Source organism: Cohnella sp. LGH, assembly GCF_017671885.1.
Taxonomy (GTDB): domain Bacteria; phylum Bacillota; class Bacilli; order Paenibacillales; family Paenibacillaceae; genus Cohnella; species Cohnella phaseoli.
In genome coordinates this window covers 7232309-7257779 of sequence record NZ_CP072117.1, presented here as the reverse complement: position 1 = coordinate 7257779, position 25471 = coordinate 7232309, and the positions used below count along the sequence as shown (strand labels likewise).

The following is a 25471-nucleotide window of genomic DNA, read 5'->3' as shown; positions in this document are numbered from 1 at the left end:
AAACGCTCTCTTGCGTGAGGAAAGGAAATGAGGGATCGGAGGTTGATAATGTAGGAGCGTTCGACTCGGAAGAGCGGAGTTCGATCGTGCTAAGCTTTCAGGCAACCGTATGCGATGAATCCGTTCTCACCATGACGAGCTGCTGACGCATGCGGGGCTGTATGCCCGGCTGTGGACGCTGCAGCAGCAAACAAGCGGCTAGCGCATATCGTCCTAGGGCGTGTATGCAAACCCGCTTAGGGGCATCTATCACCGCCTTTTCTCCCCCGGCTTCGTCACTTTTGCTTGACGTACCCCCGGTACGCCTTCACAAAAGTTCCTTGCATGGAACGAAAATTCGGCCATATCTGCTGTCCTCGGAGTATGCAGACACGCCCTGGCCGTTTGTTTGCTGCTGCTCAGCTTGCGGCCATAAGGCCGCAACATAGGGCATAAGCCGCTATCGGTTCAGCGAAACCTCAAATCAGCAAATTAAACAGCAGAGGGTCCTTGTTCAGCTCAATGAACTGGAACCCTTTGCTTTGCATGCGGTTCAGCAGCCCTTCGCAATCCTCCGGACTCTTAAGCTCGATGCCGACGAGCGCGGGTCCGTTCTCCTTGTTATGCTTCTTCGTATATTCGAACTGCACGATGTCGTCGTTCGGACCGAGCACATCGTCCAGAAATTCGCGCAGCGCTCCGGCCCGTTGAGGGAAATTGATCATAAAATAATGCTTCAGCCCTTCATAAATGAGAGAACGTTCCTTGATCTCCTGCATCCGGTCGATATCGTTATTACCGCCGCTGATGACGCAGACGACGTTCTTGCCCCGCAATTGTTCCCGATCCATCGCCGACAGCGCGGCAACGGTCAACGCTCCGGCAGGCTCGGCGACGATCGCATGCTCGTTGTACAGCTCCAGAATCGTTGTGCATACCCGTCCCTCCGGCACGACGACGATGTCGTCCAGCAGTTCCCGACAGATGGCATATGTCAGCTCTCCAACCCGCTTGACCGCTGCGCCGTCCACAAACTTATCGATGTCGGTCAGCGTAACGACCTGCTGCTCTTCGAAAGCTTGGCGCATCGAAGGGGCGCCCTCCGGCTCGACTCCGACGATGCGGGTCGCAGGGCTGATCGCTTTAATGTACGTGGACACGCCGGCCGCCAATCCGCCGCCGCCGATCGTCACGAGGAGCAGGTCGATGGACGGAGCTCCGCCCTCGATGATCTCTTTGCCGATCGTGGCGTTGCCGGCTACGATACGAGGATCGTCAAACGGGTGAACGAACGGCAGGTTTTCCTGTTCGCTGACGCGCACCGCTTCCGCATAGGCGTCATCGAACGTATCGCCGATCAAGCGGATGTCGACCCGGTCTCCCCCGAACAGTTTTACCTGATTGATTTTCTGCCTTGGAGTCGTTGCGGGCATAAAGATTATTCCGGGAATGTCCAGCTTGCGGCAGGAATAAGCGACGCCTTGGGCGTGATTGCCCGCACTGGCGCAGACGACGCCGCGGCTTCTCTCATCCGGGGACAGGGAAGCGATCAGGTAATAAGCGCCGCGGATTTTGAAGGAGCGGACAATCTGCTGATCCTCGCGCTTCAAATAGACGTTGCAGCCGAATTTGGCGGACAGCGCGGCATTGAATTGGAGCGGAGTAGGGGCGATGACGTCCTGCAGCACGCGGTGAGCGTTCAAAATATCGGCCAGCGGTACGGCATGATAATCGGATCGGGCATTCATAGAGCAATCTTCCTTTCGAATGGGAATTGGCGTATGAAATATAAAAAAACCGCCCCTGAAAAGGGACGGATCGTTATCCGTGGTACCACCCTCGTTCCCGATTTGCAAATGAAAAAATGCAACGTCAGGCGCTCGAATGTCGTATAGTGTATATACGACTTCCCGTAACGGGGGGAGCCGTCGGCGCCTACGAAGCTCGGTTCGGCGTCGCTTCTCGGGGAGGATATTGCCATCGGACTTCGACCGTCGGCTCTCAGCGTCGCACCGACTCTCTGGAGGTCGAAGGGCCCGAACAACTTGTTCCCGTCGTTGAATTTATTATTGTTATACGCTTCTCATTCCCCGAAGTCAACCCAAAAGGAGATTGCGATGAAAAAATTGTTGATCAGTCTGTTCGTGCTCGTCTTTCTCGCGGTCATAGCGGGAGTAGGAGCTCTCTATTACGTCAAGCCGGACAAGACTCTTGGTCTTGCCTACGATGAGGTGCCGCTCAAGGATCGCGCGATCGATATGGCCAAGAGGATGTCGCTGGATCTGATTTTAACCGACGACGATTTGAACAATTTGGCTAAGAAGTCGCTCGCCGACAATCCCTCAGTGGAGAAAGGCATCGTTGTAACGGGAGCGGAGTTTGCGCTCGACGGCGACAGGCTGATTGCCAACTTGAACGTTCTCTGGAAGGACTGGGTTCCCGCGAATCTGCAAATCACATACCGCTTGCGTTGGAAGGATCCGAATCTGGTCGCCGTCGTTCTAGAGGCGAAGATGAAAGACGTGCCGCTGCCGAAAGCGATGTTCTCCGAACGCGTAATTCCAATCGCGGATGAACTGCCCAAACCGCTGAAAATTGAAAGCATGAAGTGGGGCGAGGGAGAGGTCGGAGTGACGTTCCGCAAGCCGAGCCTGAAGGATTTGCAGCAGTTGATCGGCGGATAAAAGGTTTACGGACCATTCGAAATTTGGTTAAAATGCCGCCTTGTCCGAACTGCTGGTATAATAGGAGGGTCTAGGCGTGCATTGACTACATACAGAAAGATGGTGCGACAGTTGAAACGTTTGGCAATCGTATTGTTCGCGGCAATCGCGGCGTTAACGACGGCGGGCTCCGCGTCGGCGGCGACCGCAGGCAAATCGCCGGAGATCAGCGTCAGAATCAACGGCGAAGCCGTAGATTTCGGAAAAGATTTGCTGATCGAGAAAGGCAAAAGCTATGTAGAGTATGCAGCATTGTTCGAAGCGCTCGGTTACGAGACGGATCTGGACTCCTCCACGCAAATTCTTTATGCGGAATCGGACGATTATGAGATTCAAGCCTCCGCAGAGGCGGACATCGCTATCGTGAACGGCCGGACGGTGCCAAGCACGGGCGAGATGATCGAGCGGAACGGCAAAACGTTGATTGCGCTTCGCTTCGCGGGCACGTTAACCAACCACAATGTGCTGTGGAACGGTCGGGATAAAAGCATCTCGCTAGCGTTCCAAGGCCCGACCGAGGCGGACAAAGCTTCCGTAAACGAGCTGTTCGGCAAAATGCTGCTCGTAGAGGCCGCCGGAGATCCGGAAGGCATCATTCAACTGATGGCGCGAGACACGATCATGGACTTGGACGAAGTTCGTGCCAGCTTCGAGAAGGCTAAGACGAAGACCAATATCAATGAGTTGAAAATCCAAACTTTCAGCGGAACAAAGGCTGTCGTTCTCGCTATCGAAGATACGAAGAAGCTCAGCGGCGGCTTCTATCCGGACAATCTTGCTCAAGTTCGCTACACGCTCCACAAGGATTCGGAGGGCGCCTGGAAAATCTACAATGTAGAAGTGCTCGGACTCGAGTACACGAATATTCCGGGACTGTTCGAGCAGCAGGCAGCGCTGCCGGATGCGGATAAAGCGGCGATCGGGAAAGCGTTCGAAGATCAAGCGAAGGCGGCCAACGAGAAAAACGCGGAGGCATACGTCGCAACGCTGGCGGACTTTCCGGAGAAAGAACAATTAAAAGACGAATTGGCGCAGTTGTTCGAGACGGCGACGCTTAACGTCAAAGGCGAGCGTTGGACGGTTGTCGATTACGACGGCAAGAAGGGCACCGCATCGCTGCTAATTGAAATGGTTTCGGAGACGACGGCAGGCGGAGAGACGTACAAGAGCCGCTCCGTCGTGCTCAACGAAGCCGTTAAAGTCGACGGCAAATGGCTGCTTCAAGCGGAAGCGATCGTTCTTTCCAGCGAGCAATTATAATTCGGGCATCATCCGCGCTCTCCCGGCTTCGGGGGAGCGCTTTTTCTCGCCTTTTTTGCCGAAGGGGGCATATGCGAGACGGTTTGCCGAATAAATTTACCAGTGTCAGGTCTTATAAAGGGGAGGATCGCGGCATGGTCGAAACATTCGATGTTCGTTCGGACGACAGACGTTGGGTACGGAAATACCCGCTTCTCGTAAAGCCCTCTTGCGATTACCCGAAACACAATGTCGCCAAGCTCCTGATTGATGCGGCGGAAGCTTACCCTAATCGGGAGGCGCTCGATTTTCTCGGAAGAAGCTGCACGTATAAACAGCTGCTGCGACAGTGCCGCAAAATGGCGAACGCGCTAAGGTCCCTTCCGGTGTCCAAAGGGGATCGCGTCGCCATTATGCTGCCGAATTGCCCGCAGGCCGTTATCTCCTATTACGGGGCGTTAATGGCGGGAGCGGTTGTCGTACAGGCGGACCCGAGCAATACGGAATCCGAGCTTCAGCGACAGTTGGCCGACAGCGGAGCGACTACGCTCATTGCGCTTGACGAACGGATGCCTTGTATAACTAAAGCCAGGGAGCATACCGCTCTAAAGCATGTCGTTTTGACGACGTTGGGGGACGGATTGCCTTTCCCGTACAATCTGCTGTATCCGAGGAACAGGCGCAGGGAGCAGCCGAGCTTTAAGGTCGATTACAAAGGAGAAAAGGGATTAAAGCGATGGTCGTCTTTCGTCGGTCAGGCTAAAGCTTCGGCTCTGTGCGAGGAGGTGGATGCGGACGAAGATTTGGCGCTGCTTCAATACGCCGGAGGGGAGACGAACGAGTCGATAGGGGTTATGCTGACCCACGCCAATTTGTTGGCGAACACAGAGCAAATGAACGCTTGGAGCTATCGGCTCGAGGCCGGCAAGGAGCGGTTTTTGGCTGCGCTTCCTATGTTTCATGCTTTCGGTTTGAATGTGCTGCTCCACCAGGCCGTCAGCCGAGCGGCGACGCTGCTGCTGCTCCCGAGCTTCGAACCCGAGCTGGCGCTGGAGACGATTCGACGCCGCAAACCGACGGTTTTTCCCGGCGCGCCGGCGATGTTTATCGCTCTTCTGTACCATCCGCAGACGCAGGAAAACGAGTTTGCATCCGTCCGGCTTTGCATCAGCGGAGCGGCTCCGTTGCCGCTGGAAGTTCAGGAGCGGTTCGAGCGGCTGACGGCCGGGCAGATGATCGAAAGCTACGGCTTGACGGAGGCTTCGGCGGTGACGCATTGCAATCCGATTCGGGGCTTCCGCAAAAACGGGACGATCGGCCTTCCTCTTCCGGATACGGATGCGCGCATTGTCGGAGAGGCCGGCTGGGAGCCGCTTGCGCCTGGAGAAGCGGGAGAGCTTGCGGTTCGCGGGCCGCAAGTGATGAAGGGGTATTGGAACAGGCCAAGCGAGACGAAGGAGGCGCTGCAGAACGGTTGGCTGCGTACCGGAGATATCGGAACGATGGATGAGGACGGGTATTTTACAATAATCGGTCGGAAAAGAGACATCATCCTGACGGCCGGCTATCGCGTCTACCCGAGAGAGGTGGAGGAGGTGCTGTTTGAGCATCCCGCGATTAAAGAGGCCTTCGTCGTTAGCGTGCCGGACGCGTATCGCGGGGAGGCGATCAAAGCGCTTGTCGTCGCGAAGGACGGCTGGCAAGTGTCGGAAATGCAGCTCGACCGGTGGTGCAGGGAACGGCTTGCCGCATATAAGGCCCCCTCCAGCTACGAGTTCAGAGACAGCCTGCCGCTGACGCAGCTCGGCAAAGTCATGTCGGGCAATTGAAGACGCCTTCCTTTTTAGATATAATATTTGTAAATACGTCCTATATACTTTTCTTTTCTGACTAAAGAGGAAAGCGTTTACAATAGGAAGGGCGGCAGGAGGTGAGCGGGTTGACGGAACGGAACAGATCACGAATAGAAAGGGGGCCGCTGAAGCTCCGCGGGGAACGTCGGCTCCGCATGCCATTATCCGCTTCTATCGCGGGGATAGCGGCGTTTATGCTGCCTAGCCGCGCGTTCGCATCCGAAGCCCGGGTCATCAACAACGTTGCGCAAATGGGCACGCTTCCGCTGCTTGCGGCGCTCGGAATCGGAATTGCGGTCGCAGTATTCGCGGTCGTCGCGTTCTTGCAGATGACCGTCAAGGGCAAGGAGAATGAAGCGGCTCAGTCCGCAGGCAACGAATCTGAATCGGATGACGACCAGAGCTCCTCGAGCTGGAACGCCGAGGAGACGAGCGAGGACGAGGACAACGAGGAACAAGGGGAAGAGGATCATTCGCTTACCGACTACACGATTCCCATGACCCAATTGCTGCCGCTGCCTGGCGCAGCGGAGACCGCCGACGGTTCGGAGCCGATGCTATGCGGAATCGAGGGAGAGCATGCGGGCAGCTGTTTCCGTATTCTGAATCGCAGATTGACTATCGGACGGGACCCAGCGCGCTGCGCGATTTTATTTCCTTACGAAGCGTCGGATATCAGCAGGGTGCATTGCACGCTTAAGTACAGAGAAGATTCCCGGTTGTTTATCCTTGAAGATAACGGCTCGTCGAATGGTACTTTTTTAATCAACGGAGAGCGGTTGAAGCCTGGAGTTCAATACGAGCTTCATTCTGGAGAACGGTTTTCGCTGTCCGGCGAGAAGCATTGGTTCGAGGTTAGAGATGCGGAACGGGAATAGCGGCGAACGGCGCAACGAAGCAATGCTTGTAAATGGCTGTGCGTTTTGTGCTTTATCCCCCAGCCGATAAATGTTATAATCAAATAATGCAGGACGTTTTCTTATATGGCAACTAGCGGTGGAACATCGAGTTTGAAGGAAGAACCCTTGTAAGAGATTCAGGGAAGCCTAATCTCCAATTCTTCTCCGAATCGTCTCGAACGTAAGCCCAGGTCGCCGTGTGTGGCGACTGACGTTTATGCTTGTGGGTTCTCCGGTGGCGAATTACGCCTCCGTTCCGGCAATTAGGAACGGAATCATTCCACTGGGAGGGAATCGCATGGCCAAACGCAGCCACAACGAGGTTCAAGAAAGTTTGCGAGAACTGACGAGAATTTTCCGACCCAAAGATCCACGCAAGTTTGTTAAAGATTACATCCGCAAATACCGGATTACCGGCGGATACGAAGACGAATTGACGGTATTCGTGGAACGCGAGCTGACCAAATTGAACACTCCCGCCTCATAAGCGGTGAACAGACAATCGGCCTGGAGGGCGCATTGCGCCTCTCCGGGCTGTTTTTTTGCGGAAGTATCGGGGGTTGAGACAATTAAGGATTCGTCTTCTTTTTTAAATAGAGGGGAAGCGGAATTTCGTTGCCATTGCCGAAAGTGTAACCGACAAGGGTATTAAAGTCTTTCGTAAGCGGCGAGAGCGACTTTTTCATCCAAGCTTCTTTCGCGTATTCGAGCGACCGGTTGACGAATTCCCGATTGGCGGAAATGTGCACCTCTTGAGCCCTAGGAAAATGCTTGCGCACGGTCGTCCCGATCACTTGGCGCAATTCGGTGGACAGGTCGCTCGCGTCCTTATGCGTATAGTACGAATTATAAGGCGTCGCGACTTGGCGATTGTCCCATTTGGAGCTGCCGTTGGTGACATTGTAGACGCCCTCGGTCGTTCCCGTGTTGTCTTGCTCCCGGCCGCGAGCGTCGCCGTTTGCCTTTGTTCCGGTTGCTGACCAGTCGGTCATAATGGCCACGTACGCGTTTTTGTCCGTAACGAACACAAGCGCGGTGTTGATGCCGGGCAGAGACGCCACTTTGTTCGAAAGCGCCGAACTGTATTCGAAATAACGGTTTTCATGCTGCTTCGGATTGGGGGTTAAGGAGCCGTAGGATCGCATTTGAGACATTTTCGGATCGTTGGCCGTCCGGCTTGAGTAATCCTGAGCGCTTTTCTGGAAATAAGATTTGTAATTGCATGCGGTCAGCGATGCGAGCAGCAGAGCGATTGCGGCAGCCGCCGAGCATAAACGTTGGGCCGTTGTCATTGACAACCCTCCTTGACAAATCGTTATCGTATAGACTTCGATCGAAGCGGGCAAAGTATGCGCGCAGAAGCGCACATAAAAAGCGGACGAAATGGAAAAAAGAAGTTGAGGAAGAATACGGCTTCAATCCCGGCTATAATGAACGTATGTCAAGCGCGAATCGCACTTTGAAGGATCCTTTAAGTATGCGAAATCCTTAGAATGGCGGCCTTTTTGACAGTTTTAAGAACAATTTGTGAACTGTTCTGTGAACATTGACAAAAAGGAGGAACAATCTTTATATTTATTAGAGTACTTGTAGGCAGGAGTTTGGAAAAAAACCGCTGCATCGCGGATTTTTCGGACTCGAGGGTGAAATGTGGATTGCTTGGTCCAACAGGTGTACATGTGGAGAACGTCTGCCGGACAGGCATGCGTTTTTCTATGAAAATGTCAAAATGGAGTTGATATGATGAAACGGTGGCCTGTAATGAAGCGGTTGCTGCCGCTGATGACGGGACTCGTGCTGCTGCTGACAGCATGTGGAAGAGAAGACCTCTCAACTCTGAATCCGCAAGGACCGGTAGCTGAGAAACAATTCGAATTGATGAAACTGTCCATTGGCATTATGACATTGGTCGTTGTCGTCGTGTTCGCTATTTGTATTTACGTTCTGATCCGCTTCCGCCGCAAGAAAGGCGATAAAGCGATTCCAAAGCAAGTGGAAGGCAACCACAAGCTGGAAGTGATCTGGACGGTTATTCCGATCATTCTGCTGCTTATCTTGGGAGTGCCGACGATTCAGAACGTATTCGGCTTCGCCAAAGATTACAGTAAGGATAAAGACGCCGTACAGGTTAAGGTTACGGCTCACCAGTACTGGTGGGAGTTCGAGTATACGGATTACGGCATTACGACCGCTCAGGATCTGATCGTTCCGACGGGCAAGAAGATCTCCTTCGAGCTGGCTGCTGCCGACGTTAAGCACTCGTTCTGGATTCCTGCAATCGGCGGAAAAATGGACACGAACCCGGGCTCGACCAACAGAATGTTCCTGGAGTTCCCTAAAGAAGGCGTATTCCGCGGCAAGTGCGCGGAGCTGTGCGGACCTTCTCACGCATTGATGGAATTTAAGGCCAAGGCTGTTAGCCCTGAATCGTTCGACCGTTGGGTTGCGTCGATGAAGGCTCCTGCGGTTATGCCTGCTGATGCGGAGCTCGCCGAGAAGTTTACCGCTCAGTGCCTTAGCTGCCACGCGGTAGGAGAGAACGGCGGCAACAGCGCGCCGAACCTGACCGGCCTCGGCAGTCGCGAGACGGTTGCCGGCATTCTGTTCAACGACGAAGGCGGCGGCATCGAGCAGCACCTGAAGGATTGGATTACCGATCCGCAGAAGGTCAAGAAAGGCGCGATGATGCCTGGCGCACAAGACTTCGATTTGACGCAGGAAGAGATTGCAGGCATAGCCAAGTATTTGGCTGAATATAAGCTTGACTATTAATCAGCGGGAACTGAAGGAGGTACGTGGCCTTGGCAGCAGCACATGCACATGGACACAAGGTCAAGCGCTATAGCGGCTTGATGGATTGGCTGACGACCGTCGACCACAAGAAGATCGGCATCCTGTATTTGATCGCGGGATTGTTCTTCTTCCTGATCGGCGGATTGGAGGCGGTCATCATTCGGATTCAGCTGCTTAAGCCGATGAATGATGTCGTCGCCGGTGACACTTTTAACGAATTGATTACCATGCACGGAACAACGATGATCTTCCTTGCGGCGATGCCGCTGTTGTTCGCATTGATGAACGCGGTTATTCCGCTGCAGATCGGCGCGCGCGACGTTGCGTTCCCGTTCTTGAACTCCCTTGGCTTCTGGACGTTCTTTTTCGGCGGATTGCTGCTTAACCTGAGCTGGTTCGCGGGTGCGGTTCCGGATGCGGGGTGGACGTCTTATGTACCGCTCGCTGGTGAATACTACAGTTCAGGCAAAGGGGTCGATTACTACGTCCTCGGTCTGCAAATAGCCGGTATTGGTACGCTGCTCGGCGGTATTAACTTTATGGCGACGATCATCAACATGCGCGCTCCCGGCATGACGTTCATGAGAATGCCGATGTTTACTTGGGCGATTTTCATTACGTCCGCTCTGATCGTATTCGCTTTCCCTGCCTTGACGGTAGGCTTGGTCGCACTCATGTTCGACCGGTTGTTCAACGCGAATTTCTTCGACGTTGCCAACGGCGGTAACGGCGTACTCTGGGAGCATATTTTCTGGGTGTTCGGTCACCCCGAGGTATACATCCTGATCCTTCCGGCTTTCGGAATTATTTCCGAAGTCGTCAGCACGTTCTCCCGCAAGCGTCTGTTCGGCTACAGCTCGATGGTATTCGCGACGGTACTGATCGCGTTCCTCGGGTTCATGGTATGGGCTCACCACATGTTTACGACAGGACTCGGCCCGGTAGCCAACGGTTTGTTCTCGATTGCAACGATGCTGATCGCGGTTCCGACCGGGGTTAAAATTTTCAACTGGCTGTTCACGCTCTGGGGCGGCTCGATTCGCTTCAATACGGCGAGCCTGTTCGCAATCGGATTTATTCCGACCTTCGTAATGGGCGGCGTAACCGGCGTAATGCTCGCATCCGCGCCGGCCGACTATCAGTACCATGATACGTATTTCGTCGTGGCCCACTTCCACTACGTAATCGTCGGCGGTCTGGTTCTCGGTATTTTCTCCGGCTTGCACTACTGGTGGCCGAAAATGTTCGGACGCGTTCTGAACGAGAAGCTTGGCCAAGTTACGTTCTGGACATTCTTTATCGGATTCCACATGACGTTCTTCATTCAGCATTTCCTTGGTTTGCTGGGCATGCAGCGTCGTGTATACACGTACCTGGGCGGTCAAGGCTTCGACAACATGAACTTCATCAGTACGATCGGCGCGTTCTTGATGGGGATCGGGACGATCGCATTCGTGATCAACATCTTCATTACTTGGGCGAAGCCGCGCAATGCGTCCAACGACCCGTGGGAAGACGGACGTTCGCTCGAATGGACAATTCCATCACCGCCGCCGGAATATAACTTTAAGCAGACTCCGCTCGTTCGCGGATACGATGCTTGGTGGAAGGAAAAGATGGAAGGGAAGACTGCGATGACGCCGGCCGAACCGGTTGGCTCGATTCACATGCCTTCTCCGTCGATTCTGCCGTTTTTTATGAGTATCGGATTGTTTATCGCCGGCTTCGGATTTATGTACGACCATTTGATCGTTGCAGGCGCTGGTTTGGCAATTACGCTAAGTTGCATGGCTATCCGTTCTTTGGTCGACGATCACGGTTTCCATATCGAACCGGAAGATCAGGATAAGGAGGTGCAAGCATGAGCGCACACAACCACGTAGAAGGGCATCTTCCTCACGAACCGGAGAAAGCGACTCTGGAGGCCCGCAATAAAATTTTGGGCTTCTGGTTGTTCTTGGGAGCAGAGGTAGTCTTGTTCGGAACATTGTTTGCGGCATTCTTGGCCTTGCGCCACAATATCGGCGACGGCCCTACAGCTGCAGAGCTATTCCAGCTGCCGATGATCTTCGGTGCAACGATGATCCTGCTGACGTCGAGCTTGACGAGCGTGTTCGCGGTTCAGGCCATGCACCGCCATAACAAGAAATCGATGGTGGCATGGCTTGTCATAACGGTCCTGCTGGGCCTTGGGTTCCTTGGTTTGGAGATTTACGAGTTCTGGCACTATGCCAGCGAAGGCCACAGATTTTCGACGAGCGCATTCAGCTCTTCGTTCTATACGCTGGTCGGCTTCCACGGCGCCCACGTTGCTTTCGGGGTACTCTGGATCTCGCTGGTTATCGGCCAAGTATTCAAAAAAGGGCTTACGGTCGTTACCGCGCCCAAAGTGTACATTTCCGCCATGTACTGGCACTTTATCGACGTTGTCTGGGTATTCATCTTCACCGTTGTTTACTTGATGGGAAAGGTGGCTGGTTAACTTGTCGAGCAATCACAACGAGACGGCTTCCAATGAGCTTCCTAAGCGTCATAAGGTAGAGGGGCCACAGAAGCATGTCGTCGGCTTTATTCTCTCCCTTGCCTTGACGATCATCGCTTTTGCCGCAGTAGCTGCAGGCGAAATCAATGAGACGTTCACGTACATCATTTTGGTGGCGATGGCCGTCGTTCAAGTCATCATTCAGATGGCTTACTGGATGCATATGAAGGATCGCGGACATTTGTTCCCGATTATCGGAATCATCGGCGGAGCTATCGTCGTAATTACGATGGTCATCATGGCGCTGTACTGGGTTTGGTGGTAATTCCCGGGCAGTAGCAAATTTCAGAGAGGCGGGCCGCAATCCGTCCTCTCTTTTTTCATGGATCTGTCTGTTGCAATTTGCATTCTGCATTCGAAAGGAGGTCGGCGACAATGATGGGATTGGAATATTTCTCTTTCACAGATTTGTGGAGTCCGGCGTTTATGATCTTCATGATGGTGATTGTTGTCCTCTACACGTTCGTGGTCGGACCCTGGAGGCATCATTTCGCAGCCAGCGCGCCTGTGTCGGTTATGCGCCAGCTTTCGTTCATTTCGGCGATTCTGTTGCTGTATTTGACCCAAGGCGGGCCGCTGAGCTTATTGGGGCACTTGATGTTCACCTTCCATATGACCAATATGGCGCTCGCTTATATGCTCGTTCCGCCGATGCTAATCTACGGCATACCGGATTGGCTGTGGCGCGCCGCGTTCGGGGGGGCATTCTGGCAGAAGAAAATATTCCGCGTTTTGACGAATCCGATCGTTGGTATGCTGGCCTTCGTTATGCTGTTCTCCATGTACCACATGCCGGACAACCATGACTGGATCATGACGCATTTCACGGTTCACCGGATTTATTACGCGTTGATGTTTCTAAGCGCAATGTCTATGTGGTGGCATGTATACTGTCCGATTCCGGAGTGGCGGCGTATGTCGCATATGCTGACTTTGGCCTATATTTTCATGAGCGGTCTGCTGCTTACGCCGGCATGCGTGATGATCATCTTCGCCGGAAAGCCGTTATTCGGAGTTTATAACGATCCAGAGGTTTGGGCCAAAGCTATGGGGTATTGCGTGTCGGGAGATCCGGCGGAGCTGCTGAAGCAGTTCGAAGGTCCGAACTTTTTTAACCTGATGAGCGCAACGGACGATCAGCAGCTTGGCGGAATCGTTATGAAGCTGTTGCAGGAAGCTATCAACGTTGCGGCGTTGTATACGGTGTTCATGCAATGGTATCGCAGGGATCGCTCCCGCGACGAAGACAGCGTGCTGGAGCCGGCGGCGGAGTAAGCTAGTTATTAACAATGTGTGACGATCCGGCTAAACGTTTGAACTAGGCCGTTCGTACAGGTACAATAGAGGAAAAAGCTTGGAATATCCTATCCGGCGATAGAACAGGTGGAAGCTTATGTCCTGGTATGAGATTTTTCCGCTCGTCAGCACGAGCTTTATTCTAATTAGCGGGATTCTGGTCGCCATCGGCTGGCGGCTGATCGTCCTGAAGAAGCGCGAGGCGCACGAGAAGGTGATGATCGCGGCGGCGATCGCGGCGAGCTTGTTCTTCATCATCTACGTATCCCGCACGATCTTCATCGGCAATACGACGTTTAACGGACCCGACAGCTTAAAAACGGTCTACTTGATCTTCCTGCTCTTCCACATCGTACTGGCGACCGTAGCTGCCGTCTTCGGCATCACGACGCTGACATTGGCGTTCCGTAAGAAGTTCGCCAAGCATCGGAAGATTGGACGAACGACCGCGACGATCTGGTTCGCTACCGTCATTACTGGCGTTACCGTCTACGTGTTGCTGTACCTCATGTATCCGGGCGGCCACACGAAGCCGGTCATTCAGGCGATATTTGGGTAATCGATGAAGCCCGCTTCTCGATAACATCTTGATTGATGTTATCGGGAGGCGGCTTTTTATTTGATTTGGCGACTGCGGAAGCTGTAGCCTTCTGCGAGCTAGTAAGCGGGCAGGTTAGTGTGCTTTGGAGCGCGGCCTCGGCATCGCGTAGGCCCAAAAAGTGCCTCGGAGCTGCGTCGCCGCCCCCGTGAAGGCCAAAAAAGTGCCTCGGAGCTGCGGGCCCGGCCCCGTGAAGGCCAAAAAAGTGCCTTGGAGCTGCGTCGCCGCTCCCGTGAAGGCCAAAAAAGTGCCTTGGGGCTGCGTCGCCGCCCCCGTGAAGCCAAAAAATTGCCTCGGAGCTGCATCGTCGCCCCCGTGAAGGCCAAAAAAGTGCCTCGGAGCTGCATCGTCGCCCCCGTGAAGGCCCAAAAAGTGCCTCGGAGCTGCGTCGCCGCCATCGTGTAGGCCAAAAAAGTGCCTAGGGGCTGTGGCCCAGCCCCGTGAAGGCCAAAAAAATGCCCCTAAAACAAGCCGCGCAAGTCAGCTTAGCTTGATACAGTGGGGCGTAACGCATATGGGCATAAAGGGTAGGCTAGGGTGCGATGGGGAACTATAACAGCCTGCAATACTAAGGGATCGCTCTACTCCGAGCGATCCCTTAGTATTTTTAAAGCTCTTTTGTAATTGCTCTCCGAGAAAATAACATACTTTTCCGTTCCCTCGAAATAACCTTTGTATTGAAAAAACTCCGTTTTCTCAATACGACTTAATCGTCGATAATCCGCGACCTGAGCACGGTCTGTCTTCTCGAATTGGTAGCCCGAGTTGTTGAGATTATCGACAAGTACGCTCAGATTGCTCCCTAGCGTAAAGTAAAATTTTTCAGCTGCGGTGTGGACTTGAATTGTAGCTTCATAGAAGTGGATGTATAGAATGGAGTCCATTGGCAACGACACGATGCCAGTTGCACCTTTAGGGTCTCTACTTACTGGGAGCTCCTTGATCCACTCCATAAGCTCCTCCTACTGCAATTCTTCAGGCATTTCAGGGTCATACAACGCATATTGGCATGCAAAGGAAGCTTGTGCAAAGGCAACTAGTCCTAAAACAGTCGAAATCGTGAACAGAGCCATTAGCTTAATTTTTTTCATTCGCCTCACCTCCTCTGATAAAATGTACCAACGTCAAGGTTTGCAGGAGAAATGCTATAGCGAGAGATGGCGATTCAACAATAAAATTAACTGCTATAATCGCCCCTCCTGCCAGCTTAATGATATGGTGCTGCTTTATAATAGAGCGCTTTCCTTGAGGGGCGAATACGGTGCACAAGATCAGACTTCCTACTGTTATTACAAAAGTATGGAGCGGCTGATGAATATACTCGGCTAGTAGCGGAACTGCATTAAATCCGATAATCGTAGTAACAATACATGCAGTAGGTGAAGAAAAGTGCCGCCCGCCAGTAATTAATCGAAGCAAAGAAAAACCGACCATTACGATAAATACTTGTAGAGCCTTTCCGAACATAAGGCCGATGCCTAATGATATGGAATTAATAATCGTATATGATATGACCGTCTCGATTGCGTATCTTTGCACAGGAAGACTGACAGGGTGCTGAGGGTTTGCGGCGTGGATTTTAATTGCAAGATGGTTGGCAAGTCTATAGCTCCAGTTCACTAGTTATTTCCTCCTTCTCCATACTTCTACTCAGAATTAGGAGTGCAACCAGCGTAAGTATTGCAGCGATTATTAAAGTAAGTAGCATATTTATATATACAAAACGTAACAGGATGGCAATAAGTAAGAGCTCAAGAACAACAAGCCAGAGATGTTTCCAACGCCATGAAGGAAATTCATAAGTAAACCCATAACCGTGAAAATAGTAGATGAAGGAGAAGGGAATCACAATGGCCGCGGTTAGGACCTGTCCAAGTGCCAAATAACCAAGATTTCCTTGTACCATTTCAATACTGATTCCGAAAAAACCAAGAATAGGAACTACAAGCATTTGAATCACACTTACGACAGCATAGCCGGTAGTCATCATCACGGATGCCCACAAAAATCTAATTTTACTGACATAATTAATAAATAAGGTGTATGTCAGAAGATAAGTCAAAGGAACAACAATCGTAAACTCGTTAACAACCGTAATATCTCTTAAAGAGTAGGAGAATATTGCCAGAACAACGCTCAAAACAAGCTTCTTCCAAATAAACTCTCTGAAGGGGAACCGAAACAACATATAGCTGGCTGATATAGTACAAAACGCTTCAAGGGTATAAATCGCTACGTAGATAATTGGCTCCAACCAACTACGCTCCTTTCGGCAGCCTCTGACTAGATTATACATAATTTTCTTTTTAATTGGAATATCTGAAATCAATAATCTTTTTTTTCCATATCTTCATAAATTGATTCATTCACATATACAAGCTGACAGAGTCGTGCCAGAGCAGCCAATCATATTTCGAATCTGTATGCTAAAGATGCAGCACCAAACCTCGCATGGGTAAAAAATCTGAAACGATTGTAAACGATTCATAATTGAGTGCGATTTCTAGTGAATTCTATAATGAGTTAAGAGTTTCTAGACAGGAAAACGATCATGGATAGGGGGCACGAGATTGTGACGAATAAAACCGACAAAACGAACTTCGTGACGCCTCATGCGAATGCGGAAGTCGACAAGGAATATCGCGCAGTGGGCGCGGCTGAGCCAGGGATCAAGGACAACAACGATCCTCAAACCGGCACGAGAAAATATAACGACTATGTGTTCACAAAGTGGTCTACGGGCGAAGCAAGGCATCCGTGGGCCGGGACGACCGCGTTTTCCAGCGTGTCCAACAACACTGCAGTTCCGGGAGTGCCGCAGATTGAAGATAACCTGAGCGTTCCCAACATCCTCGACTGGATGCGTTTTACCAACGACGGGACCGGTGAGAAGATCAACCGTAAAATCAACGCGAATCTGCTGATAGCAACCTTCGCGGGTACCGTGAGCAACAGCCGCGGACACGGCCAGAACGAGGAACGCAAAAATATCCGCCTTGCTTATATTGACGGCACAAACCCGGCGGGAGACAGCAGCAGCTGGTCCGTGGTGCGCACCGGAACGACAACCGCTCAGTTCACCGCTCCATCCGCAGAGGGCGTAGAGCGCACGCTGGATGTCTATCTCACATTCCAGGCTACAGCCGCCCGGACGCTTACTATCAGCGCAACCATGCCCAAGCAGGGAGGCGGGCAATACACGTATACCAAAACCGAGACACTAGCTCCCCAGAATGCCTCCAACAAGATCAGCGGTCGGTATGCCGCAAAGTTCTCCTTCACTTATACAGGAGATGCCGGCAAAGCGCCGCTGACCGTCAGCTTCTCCCTGAACAACTCGAGCGGGAACATGGGCGTTCACGGCGTACGGCTCTCTGAAGGAGCGCCTGCACCGCAGATTTACATGACCGTTCCTGACTTGGATAATGAAAAATATGCGATTATTGTGCCTGTCTCGCTGTTCCAGCGGCGTTATTTTCCCGTCAGAGTAGTTGATTCGACCGGCGCGTTGGCGAACGATCCGGCGGTTACGTATTCCTACGCGGGTATATCCCCCAATGCGGCCGGGCAGAACGACATCCCCGGAATTACGATCGGAAGCGACGGGATGCTCTACGTTCGCCCGAATACCGCGGAAACGATGACGATTGCCGTTACCGCCTCTGCCACAGTGAACGGGACGCCTGTATCCGCAACGCGCAATGTGCGGATCGTCAAGGACGCTAAAATTAAGGATTGGCCGACCCGCAAAGCAGAGGATGGCCCGGAAGGAAAGAATGCCGTCGACTGGAAACTGTTTTTCAATGACGAGTTTGACGGACCTGAGTTGGATACGACCGCGTGGATTCCTCAGTATCTGAACAGTTGGGCGATCAACAAGGACAACAGCGAAGCCAAATATGAAATCGTGAAAGACGAGAACGGCGACGGTTATCTGGCGCTGGGGACCAAGGAACAGCGGCCCGACTTTAGCGAGGGCTTCAACGGCACCAACGACGGCGGCGATCAGCCTATCGTTTCTCTCTATTCCCGCGACCGTCACCACCAGCACTTGCTGGAAGAGGGGCGCGGCAATGCCCTAGATCCGAACCTGCCCGATTTTGATGGCCTCGTGACTACCAAGTACGGCTACTTCGAGACTCGCCTGCGTCTGCCCAGCACCGGCGACGGCGCACACTTCGCCTGGTGGATGATCGGTGCTCAGGACGACTCGCATCCGACTCAGGCTTTGTCCGGTCCGAAGCCTGCCGGAACCAGATACGGCGACGGCAGCGGCTCGCAAATGTACGACCTCGGCCCCGGCGGCTGGGGCAACTATGTATTCTACACCACCGACCAGGGCGTAGAGTACGACATTCTGGAGATTACGGCCGACAAGAACAGCCCGAACGGAGAATACAATCGCTGGCTCCCGGTCATTCACAAGAACGGCTCCCGCTCGTCTCCGTCCCATCCCGCCGAAGGACGCTGGTGGGCTGGCGTAGACGTAAGCGAGATACCTAACCCGGTCGCTAGTCCTTACGGAAAATATAATTACACGACGCACACCGAGGACGGCTACACCGGGGGGAGAGATGCGTATCAGGAGTTCCATATCTACGGATTTGAATGGGATGAAACCGGTACGAAAATGTACATCGACGGCCGTCCGGTTTATGTCTCCACTCGTACCGCAGACTATCGCATGTTAACGATTCTCAGTGTCTATCTGGGGCGCAACGATGAAGGCGACGGTTACGGGCATGATCACGGATACTGGCCGAAGGAAGCGATATTCGACTATTTCCGCATTTATAAGAAGAAAGATCCGGTCCCTACGTCCATCGTGATCAACGGACTGAAGGATGCGGAAGGCAAATCTGTGGAAGGCCGCCACAACACTTCATGGGACTATTTTCAACAGGGATCGACCGTTAATCTATCCGCCACAGTACTGGATCAGTTCGGGAAGCCTTACGATATTTCCGGAAAACCCCATCTGTCCATCAAGTGGCGTTTCTCCGACGACATCGGCGGCTCGAAGCCGTTAGCAAGCGGAAGTATAAATCTGGTTGGCGGGGCAAGCGTGACGTACCCTGCGGGTTTCAGCGCGACGACAATGAACGGTCTTGTCTTGAACGCAGACACGGGAGAGCTGAGCGTCGCGGCCAACGCCGCCATGGATCAGGATATTTTCCTGACGGCTTGTCTGGCCGATTCCGGACATTCCAGCGGCTACTTTGGCGGAAAATTTACGGTTGTTGGGGAAAGCGCCGCCAATGAAGGGAACCGCGACAGGGCCAAGTTCCAGGAAACCAAACATATCAAAGTTTTTGGCGAAGCGCCCAAGCCGCATCGGATCTTCTTTGACCACCCGGCGATGGCGATTGCGCCTGGCGAGACTCTCGACGTGAAAGCCACGGTATATGACCAGTACAATAACCCAATTCCTGACGAAACGCTGCAGTATGTTCTTTCCAAGGACGTCACGCTCCGTGCGACCGTGGATCTGAGCGGCAGCGGCGTAACTCTGGCCGGCAGTAACCTGACTGCCGCGTGGAACGCCACGCAGGGCAAGCAAATCATGGTTCGCGCCCAATTGAACGGCGACGTGTATCAAAATCTTGCTCTGAAAGTAGACGGTGCGCCGCTAACGGAGACGAAGGCTCCAGCGCTTTAAAAACACAGTGTAAAACGCGAGCGAAATAGCTGTTTCAGGCGAACGCCTCTGCCCCCTCTTTATGGGAAACAGGGGCTTCGTTTATTATGAACTGTCGAGCCTCGTAACTTTGATGAGGAGCCAATACTAGGTTGAAATCTTCTTTAATGTTGCTAAAATAGGATAATCAAGCTAATATGTCGCTTCGGACAGTCGTCGACTTCAAGAACGAGCAACTTGCCCTTTTTTTCTTAACGAGGAAGGTCTTTGAATATTCTCTACAGAGAGGAGCCGGGGAGGATGAGGTCATGCATTGCTTTAGCGGTTTGCTGTCTGTTGTTGTTGGGATGCAGCAGCGCTTCCGAGCAGACTCCAATTCAAAGCACGGTAGAAGCCAATGATTTTTATTTGAGTTTGGGAGTCAATAAGGGGAGCTTCCAAGAAAAAGAAGACATACGGCTGCGTTCATCCTTCGGATACAGCGGAGAAGGGGAGAGGAGATTCGATCAGTCACCCTCATTTCTAATCACGATTAAGGATGATAGTAACGGAGAAATCGTTCGGTTTATCGATTTCGATATTCCTAAAGAGTCGATGGCGAAAGAGGATGCATACGACAAAGAAGTCAACGATATTCGACTGGCCAGCGGCAAGTATAGTGCGATCGTTCAGACGAAAACGATATTCTCCGCCGCATCGCACGCATACAGCTTATCCACAACTCCGATTTCTTTTGAAATCAATTAGCCTCGTATTGTTGGGAGCAGGCATCGGGTGTTACACTTGAGAAGCATAGATTTCCAAGGGGAATTCTTCCACTCCTAACGAGGTGCATAGCTTGCGATGAAGACTAGAAGAATGATCGGACCGGCGGCCGGGATTCTGCTGCCTTATCTGCTGTACGAGATGGTAAGAGGACAATCGTGGGACGTTCATCTGAGCTTGCCGAGAGGGCACTTCTATGTGGTTAGCGCCGTCGCGCTGCTGTCCGTGCTGATCGCTTTCGCTGTCGGTCTTGCGGGGCGGCGGGCGCGCAACATCAAGATCAGCTGTCTCTCGCTAGCCTTCGTCTCGTTGGCGGAAGTGTTCATGGTGCACGGTTTGTCTACGCCGAATCTATTGCTGCACGCCACCCATTTGCCCGGCGTTGCCGCATCGCTCAGCGTGCTGCTGGCGACCTTCTGGTTATGGATGTCCGCTCTGCCAACCGATCACCCGTTCATTCGCTATTTCATCCGCTTCGAGAAACAGATGCTGCCTCTCTGGACGGCCATTTTGGCAGTGCTGGGCAGCTTATCGTTGCTGTACCCCGATGCCATTTCATTCATCCCGTTAAATTCTAATCCGCTTAAAGGCATCGTTATCGCGCTCGTAATCCTGATTAACGGCTATACCATCTATCGCTATTACCATGCTTACGAGTATTCGAGATTTCCGCTGCAGCTCTCTATTGTATACAGTGCGGGATGGCTGATTGTGTCCCAACTGATTATGGCAACCGGAGAGACTTGGCGGCTGAGCTGGTGGCTGTACCACTTCCTTCTTCTCGCTTCGATGGTTGTCATGCTGGTCGGATTAAAGAGTCAGTACGCGGCCAAGAAGTCGCTCGCCGGCGCGCTGAAAGCGCTATTTACGACGGACCCGATCGAAAGAGTTACCGAATCCATGTCCCCTAGCGTTAAAGCGCTGATGGCCGCTACGGAAAGCAAGGACGTCTATACGGCCGGCCATAACCTGCGGGTGACGCTATACGCGATGCAGATCGCCCAGGAGCTTCAGCTCCCGCCGGATCAGCTTCGCGCTCTGTCGCAAGGCTCCATCATTCACGATATCGGCAAGCTGGACATTCCCGACGAAATTTTGAACAAACCGGGCCGTTTGACTGAGGAAGAGCGGTCGATCATCGAGCAGCATCCGGCCAGAGGCTACGAGATGTGCAGGCGGCTCGGTTTTATGAAGGAAGAGCTGGAAATTATCCGGTCGCATCATGAGAAATGGAACGGGGAAGGCTACCCGGACCGTCTTGCAGGGGAGCAGATTCCGCGTTTGGCGCGCATCGTAGCCGTAGCCGACGTGTACGACGCGCTGACCTCTGACCGCGCTTATCGCCAAGCGATGTCTCATGAGCAGGCCATGGCGATTCTTCGCGAAAACCGGGGAACGCATTTCGATCCGAAATGCTTGGACGCCTGGGAGCAAGCCGTTGAGGGGAGTTCAAGCGTGTCGTCGACAACGTCTCTTGCTTACTCCTCGATTCGTCGACTGTATTCGTTCGAGCATGAAGGTTAGCCAACGCCGCTCTCATCCTCTCCGGGATGTGGGGCGGCGATTTGTTTTGCGACTGCAAGGACAAACCCAGTCATTATCCGGCTCTCCGCTTAATATAGATAAGTGGAAAGGTTTGAACCGGGGCAGTCGACCGGATAGAGCGGAAAGGGTGAGTCTCATGCTGCATATCGTCGCCTGTATCAAGCAGGTGCCGGACACGAAGATCATCAAGATGAACCCGAAGACGAACACGATGGATCGTTCCAGCGCGCCGGCCATTCTGAATCCGTATGACGCCCATGCGGTAGAGGAAGCGGTCAGGCTGCGCAATCGCTACGGGGGCGTCGTCTCCGTGCTGACGATGGGACCGCCTCCCGCGGTCAAGGCGATTCGCAAGTGCATCGAGATCGGCGCCGACGAAGGCTACATGATTACCGACAGGGCGTTCGCGGGCGCGGATACGCTGGCGACCAGCTATGCGCTGACGAAGGCGCTGGAGAAGATCGCTCAGACCCGGCCGATCGATCTGATCATCTGCGGCAAAATGACGATAGACGGAGACACCGGTCAAGTCGGGCCCGGCATTGCCCGCAGACTCGATATGCCGCCGCTCACGTCCGTCAACAAAGTCGTCGAGATCGACGAGGAGATGAAGTGCGCCATCGTTCACCGCAAGCTCGAGGACGGCTACGAGGTCGTGCGTTCCGAGCTGCCCTGTCTGCTCTCGGTGGAGAAGGAGATCAACGAGGTTCCGTACTCCTCGCTGCCGAACATGCTCCGCGCCGCTCGTTATCAGCCGCATATTTGGGCGGTCGCCGATCTGTCGGACATCGATAAGACGCAGCTTGGACTGAAGGGATCTCCGACGATCGTCAGCTCCGTGTGGGCGCCGCCGAAGCCGCAGGGAGGCAAGATACTGGAAGGAGCGCCGGCAGAGCAAGTCTCTCAATTGCTGGACATTTTAATGTCGCGCCAAGAGCTGTTTGCTGCGGCTACGGGAGGTGGAGCTTCTTGAGCTTCGAGGATTATCGCGGAGTATGGGTGTTTATCGAGGAGAAGGACGGGGCGATCGCTCCCGTCTCGCTGGAGCTGCTCGGGGCGGGCAGACAGCTGGCGGATAAGAGAAAGACCGAGCTGGCCGGCGTGCTGATCGGGGAAAATATTAGCGCGCTGGCCGATAGGGCGTTCGAATACGGAGCCGACAAAGTGTATGTATACGACGCTCCGATCTATCGCTTCTACCGAACTGAAACCTATATGAGGGCAATGCTGGCTTGCGTGGAGAAACATAAGCCGGAAATTCTGTTGTACGGGGCGACTTCGACGGGCAAGGACCTGGCCAGCGCCGTGGCGACCGATCTTCCGACCGGCTTGACGGCGGATACGACCCAGCTCGACGTGGAGGAGGACACCGGACTGCTGCTCGCCAGCCGGCCGGCTTTTGGCGGGAACATTATGGCGACGATTCTGTGCAAGAAGTATCGTCCGCAGATGGCGACTGTTCGCCTCAAAGTCATGAAAGCGCTACCTCGTAAAGTCGGAGCCTCCGGCGTTGTCGTCGAGGAATGCTTGCCGCTGAGGGAAGAGGATATTCGCACGAAGGTACTGGAAATCGTCCGTTCGACGACGCGCCGCATCCGGATCGACGAGGCCGATATTGTCGTGGCGGGCGGCAAGGGACTGGGAAGTCCGGCGGGCTTCAAAATCGTGGAGCAGTTGGCGGAAGCGCTCGGCGCCGCCGTCGGGGCGAGCCGGGACGTCGTGGAGGCGGGCTGGATCGGCCATCATCATCAGGTCGGCCAGACGGGAACGACGGTGACGCCGAAAATTTATTTTGCCATCGGCATATCGGGAGCGATTCAGCATCTGGTCGGCATGCAGAACTCGGGGCTCATTATCGCGATCAACAAGGACCCGGCGGCTCCGATCTTCCAGGCCTGCCATTACGGCATCGTCGGCGACGCGCTCACGATCGTGCCGATGCTGACCGAGGCTTTCAAATCCGCGTTGGGAAGAAAGGAAGAGGCCGATGCCGGAAAAGTTTGACGCGATCGTCGTAGGAGCGGGGCCGGCCGGAACCGCCTGCGCCTACGAGCTGGCGAAGGCCGGCGTTAATGTCATTCTGATCGAGCGGGGGGAGTACCCTGGCTCCAAGAACGTGATGGGCGGCGTGCTGTACCGCAAGATGATGGAGGAGATCGTTCCCGACTTCCATAAAGAAGCGCCGATCGAACGGCCGATCGTCGAGCAGAGATTTATGATGATGGATAAGACATCGGCGGTAACGTTCTCCTACAAAGGCATGGAGTGGGCCGAAGAGCCGTACAACAACTTCACCGTACTGCGCGCGAAGTTCGACCAATGGTTCGCGGCCAAGGCGGTGGAGCAGGGCGCGCTGCTGCTGAACGAGACGGTCGTGCTCGAGTGCATCGTCGAGGACGGCAAAGTCGCCGGCGTGCGGACAGATCGGCCGGATGGGGAATTGCGCGCCGATGTGGTTGTGCTGGCGGACGGCGTCAATTCCCTGCTCGCCAAGCAGCTCGGCTTCCATAAGGAATTCCGTCCGGACGAAGTGGCGCTGGCGACGATGGAAATTCTGAAGCTCGATAAGAAGATCATCGAGGATCGTTTTAATCTGGAGGAAGGTCAGGGCTGCACGATCGAGCTGTTCGGCGATGCGACGAAGGGCATCCTCGGCACCGGATTCCTGTACACGAACAAAGATACGCTCAGCATTGGCGTCGGGACGCTGCTTTCAGGTCTGATCAAGCATAAAATAAAGCCCTACGAGCTAATGGAATACGTGAAGAAGCACCCGATGATCCGTCCCTACATTCAAGGCGCCGAGGCTCAGGAGTATCTGGCTCATCTGATTCCCGAGGGTGGCTACCGCTCGATGCCCAAAGTTGTCGGAGCAGGAGTCCTCGTCGCGGGAGATGCGGCGCAGCTCGTGAACGCCATTCATCGCGAAGGCTCCAACATGGCTATGACGTCGGGGAGACTTGCGGCGGAGACGATTGTCGCGGCGAGAGAACGAGGCGACTTCTCGGAGGCGGCGCTTGACGATTATCGCAAGAAGCTGATGAGCGGCTTCGTCGGTCAGGATCTGAAGAAGTACAAGGACGCCACCCACCATTTCGACAAGTTCCCGCAATATTTTGAGCAATACATTCCGATGATGAACCGGGCGGCGAGCCAAATGCTGACCGTCGACGGCATGCCCAAGCGGGAGAAGCAAAGGAAAATCTGGAGGGACATCGGACCGGCCAAGGAGAAGATCAAAATGGCCCGCGACCTGTATCGCGCGTGGAGGGTGATGAAGTGATGGGCGAAACGCAGCCGGCAGCGTCAGCCAAGGGCGCAAGCATCGAGGAGAAGCAATATTTGCTTCGTTTTAACGCCGATACGCAGTCTCATCTGCATGTGATGGACACGGAAGTATGCCTGACGAGTTGTCCGGATAAAATCTGCACCGTCTTCTGCCCGGCCGAAGTCTATAAATGGGAAGAGGTGCGCATGCACGTCGGCTACGAGGGCTGCCACGAGTGCGGAAGCTGCCGCATCGGCTGTCCTCATCAGAACATCAAATGGGTGTATCCGAAAGGCGGCCACGGCATCGTTTTTCGACTCGGATGACAAAGGT

25 protein-coding genes and 1 other annotated feature are annotated in these 25471 nt (G+C 53.6%); of the genes, 18 read left to right on the top strand and 7 right to left on the bottom strand.

Going from position 1 to position 25471, the window contains the following annotated elements; genetic code table 11:
- Positions 1-97: 97 nt before the first annotated feature.
- On the bottom strand, positions 98-253 hold the full coding sequence (locus tag J4772_RS29935) for a hypothetical protein (RefSeq protein WP_209072698.1): 156 nt from the start codon (positions 251-253) through the stop codon (positions 98-100).
- A 205-nt stretch (positions 254-458) separates the two neighbouring features.
- The gene (ilvA, locus tag J4772_RS29930; protein ID WP_209072697.1) at positions 459-1727 is read right to left on the bottom strand and encodes a threonine ammonia-lyase IlvA; all 1269 of its coding nucleotides are present in this window, start codon (positions 1725-1727) and stop codon (positions 459-461) included.
- Between the two features lie 58 nt (positions 1728-1785).
- Positions 1786-2046, bottom strand: a binding site (T-box leader).
- 50 nt (positions 2047-2096) lie between these two features.
- Between ilvA and J4772_RS29925 the strand changes: the two genes are divergently transcribed.
- From J4772_RS29925 to J4772_RS29905, 5 genes are all read left to right on the top strand, one after another.
- Positions 2097-2663 carry a putative periplasmic lipoprotein gene (locus tag J4772_RS29925; RefSeq protein WP_209072696.1) on the top strand — a complete coding sequence of 189 codons (567 nt, stop codon included), beginning with the start codon at positions 2097-2099 and terminating at the stop codon, positions 2661-2663.
- Positions 2664-2744: 81 nt separating this feature from the next.
- Positions 2745-3962: a copper amine oxidase N-terminal domain-containing protein gene (locus tag J4772_RS29920; protein WP_209072695.1), complete on the top strand. Its 1218-nt coding sequence runs from the start codon at positions 2745-2747 to the stop codon at positions 3960-3962.
- Positions 3963-4096: 134 nt separating this feature from the next.
- Positions 4097-5770: a long-chain-fatty-acid--CoA ligase gene (locus J4772_RS29915; protein ID WP_209072694.1), complete on the top strand. Its 1674-nt coding sequence runs from the start codon at positions 4097-4099 to the stop codon at positions 5768-5770.
- Positions 5771-5880: 110 nt separating this feature from the next.
- Positions 5881-6672, top strand: coding sequence for an FHA domain-containing protein (locus J4772_RS29910; RefSeq protein WP_116059775.1), 792 nt, complete (start codon positions 5881-5883; stop codon positions 6670-6672).
- A gap of 319 nt (positions 6673-6991) precedes the next feature.
- On the top strand, positions 6992-7180 hold the full coding sequence (locus J4772_RS29905) for a hypothetical protein (protein ID WP_116059776.1): 189 nt from the start codon (positions 6992-6994) through the stop codon (positions 7178-7180).
- 82 nt (positions 7181-7262) lie between these two features.
- Here the strand turns inward: J4772_RS29905 and J4772_RS29900 are convergent, their stop codons facing one another.
- The gene (locus J4772_RS29900; protein WP_209072693.1) at positions 7263-7985 is read right to left on the bottom strand and encodes a YhcN/YlaJ family sporulation lipoprotein; all 723 of its coding nucleotides are present in this window, start codon (positions 7983-7985) and stop codon (positions 7263-7265) included.
- A gap of 448 nt (positions 7986-8433) precedes the next feature.
- On the opposite strand from J4772_RS29900, the gene coxB reads away from it, so the two are divergent.
- From coxB to J4772_RS29870, 6 genes are all read left to right on the top strand, one after another.
- The gene (coxB, locus tag J4772_RS29895; RefSeq protein WP_209072692.1) at positions 8434-9465 is read left to right on the top strand and encodes a cytochrome c oxidase subunit II; all 1032 of its coding nucleotides are present in this window, start codon (positions 8434-8436) and stop codon (positions 9463-9465) included.
- Between the two features lie 80 nt (positions 9466-9545).
- Entirely contained in the window at positions 9546-11351 is a 1806-nt protein-coding gene (gene ctaD, locus J4772_RS29890; RefSeq protein ID WP_209077519.1) for a cytochrome c oxidase subunit I, read from the top strand.
- Positions 11348-11968: a cytochrome c oxidase subunit 3 gene (locus J4772_RS29885; RefSeq protein WP_209072691.1), complete on the top strand. Its 621-nt coding sequence runs from the start codon at positions 11348-11350 to the stop codon at positions 11966-11968. The genes ctaD and J4772_RS29885 overlap by 4 nt, the downstream gene beginning before the upstream one ends.
- A gap of 1 nt (position 11969) precedes the next feature.
- Positions 11970-12293 carry a cytochrome C oxidase subunit IV family protein gene (locus J4772_RS29880; RefSeq protein ID WP_116059780.1) on the top strand — a complete coding sequence of 108 codons (324 nt, stop codon included), beginning with the start codon at positions 11970-11972 and terminating at the stop codon, positions 12291-12293.
- A 110-nt stretch (positions 12294-12403) separates the two neighbouring features.
- Complete coding sequence (ctaG, locus tag J4772_RS29875; RefSeq protein ID WP_209072690.1) at positions 12404-13303, top strand: cytochrome c oxidase assembly factor CtaG; 900 nt, start codon at positions 12404-12406, stop codon at positions 13301-13303.
- Between the two features lie 118 nt (positions 13304-13421).
- The gene (locus J4772_RS29870; protein ID WP_209072689.1) at positions 13422-13883 is read left to right on the top strand and encodes a DUF420 domain-containing protein; all 462 of its coding nucleotides are present in this window, start codon (positions 13422-13424) and stop codon (positions 13881-13883) included.
- A gap of 620 nt (positions 13884-14503) precedes the next feature.
- Here J4772_RS29870 and J4772_RS29865 read toward each other — a convergent pair.
- From J4772_RS29865 to J4772_RS29850, 4 genes are read right to left on the bottom strand one after another with little or no spacing between them, the layout of a single operon-like run.
- Positions 14504-14875 (bottom strand): LytTR family transcriptional regulator DNA-binding domain-containing protein, encoded by a 372-nt coding sequence (locus J4772_RS29865; protein WP_116059784.1) that lies wholly within the window; start codon positions 14873-14875, stop codon positions 14504-14506.
- Positions 14876-14884: 9 nt separating this feature from the next.
- Positions 14885-15013, bottom strand: a complete 129-nt coding sequence (locus J4772_RS29860) for a cyclic lactone autoinducer peptide (protein ID WP_209072688.1) — start codon at positions 15011-15013, stop codon at positions 14885-14887.
- Positions 15000-15542, bottom strand: coding sequence for an accessory gene regulator B family protein (locus tag J4772_RS29855; protein ID WP_209072687.1), 543 nt, complete (start codon positions 15540-15542; stop codon positions 15000-15002). The genes J4772_RS29860 and J4772_RS29855 overlap by 14 nt, the downstream gene beginning before the upstream one ends.
- On the bottom strand, positions 15526-16176 hold the full coding sequence (locus J4772_RS29850) for a hypothetical protein (RefSeq protein ID WP_209072686.1): 651 nt from the start codon (positions 16174-16176) through the stop codon (positions 15526-15528). The genes J4772_RS29855 and J4772_RS29850 overlap by 17 nt, the downstream gene beginning before the upstream one ends.
- 318 nt (positions 16177-16494) lie before the next feature.
- Here J4772_RS29850 and J4772_RS29845 point away from each other — a divergent pair, with 318 nt between their 5' ends.
- The 7 genes from J4772_RS29845 (at position 16495) to J4772_RS29815 (ending at position 25464) form a co-directional block, all read left to right on the top strand.
- On the top strand, positions 16495-19581 hold the full coding sequence (locus tag J4772_RS29845) for a glycoside hydrolase family 16 protein (RefSeq protein ID WP_209072685.1): 3087 nt from the start codon (positions 16495-16497) through the stop codon (positions 19579-19581).
- A 279-nt stretch (positions 19582-19860) separates the two neighbouring features.
- Positions 19861-20307: a hypothetical protein gene (locus J4772_RS29840; RefSeq protein ID WP_209072684.1), complete on the top strand. Its 447-nt coding sequence runs from the start codon at positions 19861-19863 to the stop codon at positions 20305-20307.
- A gap of 96 nt (positions 20308-20403) precedes the next feature.
- Positions 20404-21849 (top strand): HD-GYP domain-containing protein, encoded by a 1446-nt coding sequence (locus J4772_RS29835; protein ID WP_209072683.1) that lies wholly within the window; start codon positions 20404-20406, stop codon positions 21847-21849.
- Between the two features lie 157 nt (positions 21850-22006).
- On the top strand, positions 22007-22843 hold the full coding sequence (locus tag J4772_RS29830; RefSeq protein ID WP_209072682.1) for an electron transfer flavoprotein subunit beta/FixA family protein: 837 nt from the start codon (positions 22007-22009) through the stop codon (positions 22841-22843).
- Positions 22840-23874 carry an electron transfer flavoprotein subunit alpha/FixB family protein gene (locus J4772_RS29825; RefSeq protein WP_209072681.1) on the top strand — a complete coding sequence of 345 codons (1035 nt, stop codon included), beginning with the start codon at positions 22840-22842 and terminating at the stop codon, positions 23872-23874. The genes J4772_RS29830 and J4772_RS29825 overlap by 4 nt, the downstream gene beginning before the upstream one ends.
- A complete protein-coding gene (locus J4772_RS29820; RefSeq protein ID WP_209072680.1) occupies positions 23858-25153 on the top strand; it encodes an FAD-dependent oxidoreductase in 1296 nt (431 codons plus the stop codon). The genes J4772_RS29825 and J4772_RS29820 overlap by 17 nt, the downstream gene beginning before the upstream one ends.
- Positions 25153-25464 carry a ferredoxin family protein gene (locus tag J4772_RS29815; RefSeq protein WP_116059794.1) on the top strand — a complete coding sequence of 104 codons (312 nt, stop codon included), beginning with the start codon at positions 25153-25155 and terminating at the stop codon, positions 25462-25464. The genes J4772_RS29820 and J4772_RS29815 overlap by 1 nt, the downstream gene beginning before the upstream one ends.
- Positions 25465-25471 lie beyond the last annotated feature (7 nt).

Coding starts and splice junctions, on each gene's coding strand:
- ilvA (WP_209072697.1), bottom strand. CDS start 1,727: ATGAATGCCCGATCCGATTATCATGCCGTACCGCTGGCCGATATTTTG.
- J4772_RS29925 (WP_209072696.1), top strand. CDS start 2,097: ATGAAAAAATTGTTGATCAGTCTGTTCGTGCTCGTCTTTCTCGCGGTC.
- J4772_RS29915 (WP_209072694.1), top strand. CDS start 4,097: ATGGTCGAAACATTCGATGTTCGTTCGGACGACAGACGTTGGGTACGG.
- J4772_RS29905 (WP_116059776.1), top strand. CDS start 6,992: ATGGCCAAACGCAGCCACAACGAGGTTCAAGAAAGTTTGCGAGAACTG.
- J4772_RS29900 (WP_209072693.1), bottom strand. CDS start 7,985: ATGACAACGGCCCAACGTTTATGCTCGGCGGCTGCCGCAATCGCTCTG.
- coxB (WP_209072692.1), top strand. CDS start 8,434: ATGATGAAACGGTGGCCTGTAATGAAGCGGTTGCTGCCGCTGATGACG.
- ctaD (WP_209077519.1), top strand. CDS start 9,546: ATGGATTGGCTGACGACCGTCGACCACAAGAAGATCGGCATCCTGTAT.
- J4772_RS29885 (WP_209072691.1), top strand. CDS start 11,348: ATGAGCGCACACAACCACGTAGAAGGGCATCTTCCTCACGAACCGGAG.
- ctaG (WP_209072690.1), top strand. CDS start 12,404: ATGATGGGATTGGAATATTTCTCTTTCACAGATTTGTGGAGTCCGGCG.
- J4772_RS29870 (WP_209072689.1), top strand. CDS start 13,422: ATGTCCTGGTATGAGATTTTTCCGCTCGTCAGCACGAGCTTTATTCTA.
- J4772_RS29865 (WP_116059784.1), bottom strand. CDS start 14,875: ATGGAGTGGATCAAGGAGCTCCCAGTAAGTAGAGACCCTAAAGGTGCA.
- J4772_RS29860 (WP_209072688.1), bottom strand. CDS start 15,013: ATGAAAAAAATTAAGCTAATGGCTCTGTTCACGATTTCGACTGTTTTA.
- J4772_RS29840 (WP_209072684.1), top strand. CDS start 19,861: ATGAGGTCATGCATTGCTTTAGCGGTTTGCTGTCTGTTGTTGTTGGGA.
- J4772_RS29835 (WP_209072683.1), top strand. CDS start 20,404: ATGAAGACTAGAAGAATGATCGGACCGGCGGCCGGGATTCTGCTGCCT.
- J4772_RS29830 (WP_209072682.1), top strand. CDS start 22,007: ATGCTGCATATCGTCGCCTGTATCAAGCAGGTGCCGGACACGAAGATC.
- J4772_RS29820 (WP_209072680.1), top strand. CDS start 23,858: ATGCCGGAAAAGTTTGACGCGATCGTCGTAGGAGCGGGGCCGGCCGGA.
- J4772_RS29815 (WP_116059794.1), top strand. CDS start 25,153: ATGGGCGAAACGCAGCCGGCAGCGTCAGCCAAGGGCGCAAGCATCGAG.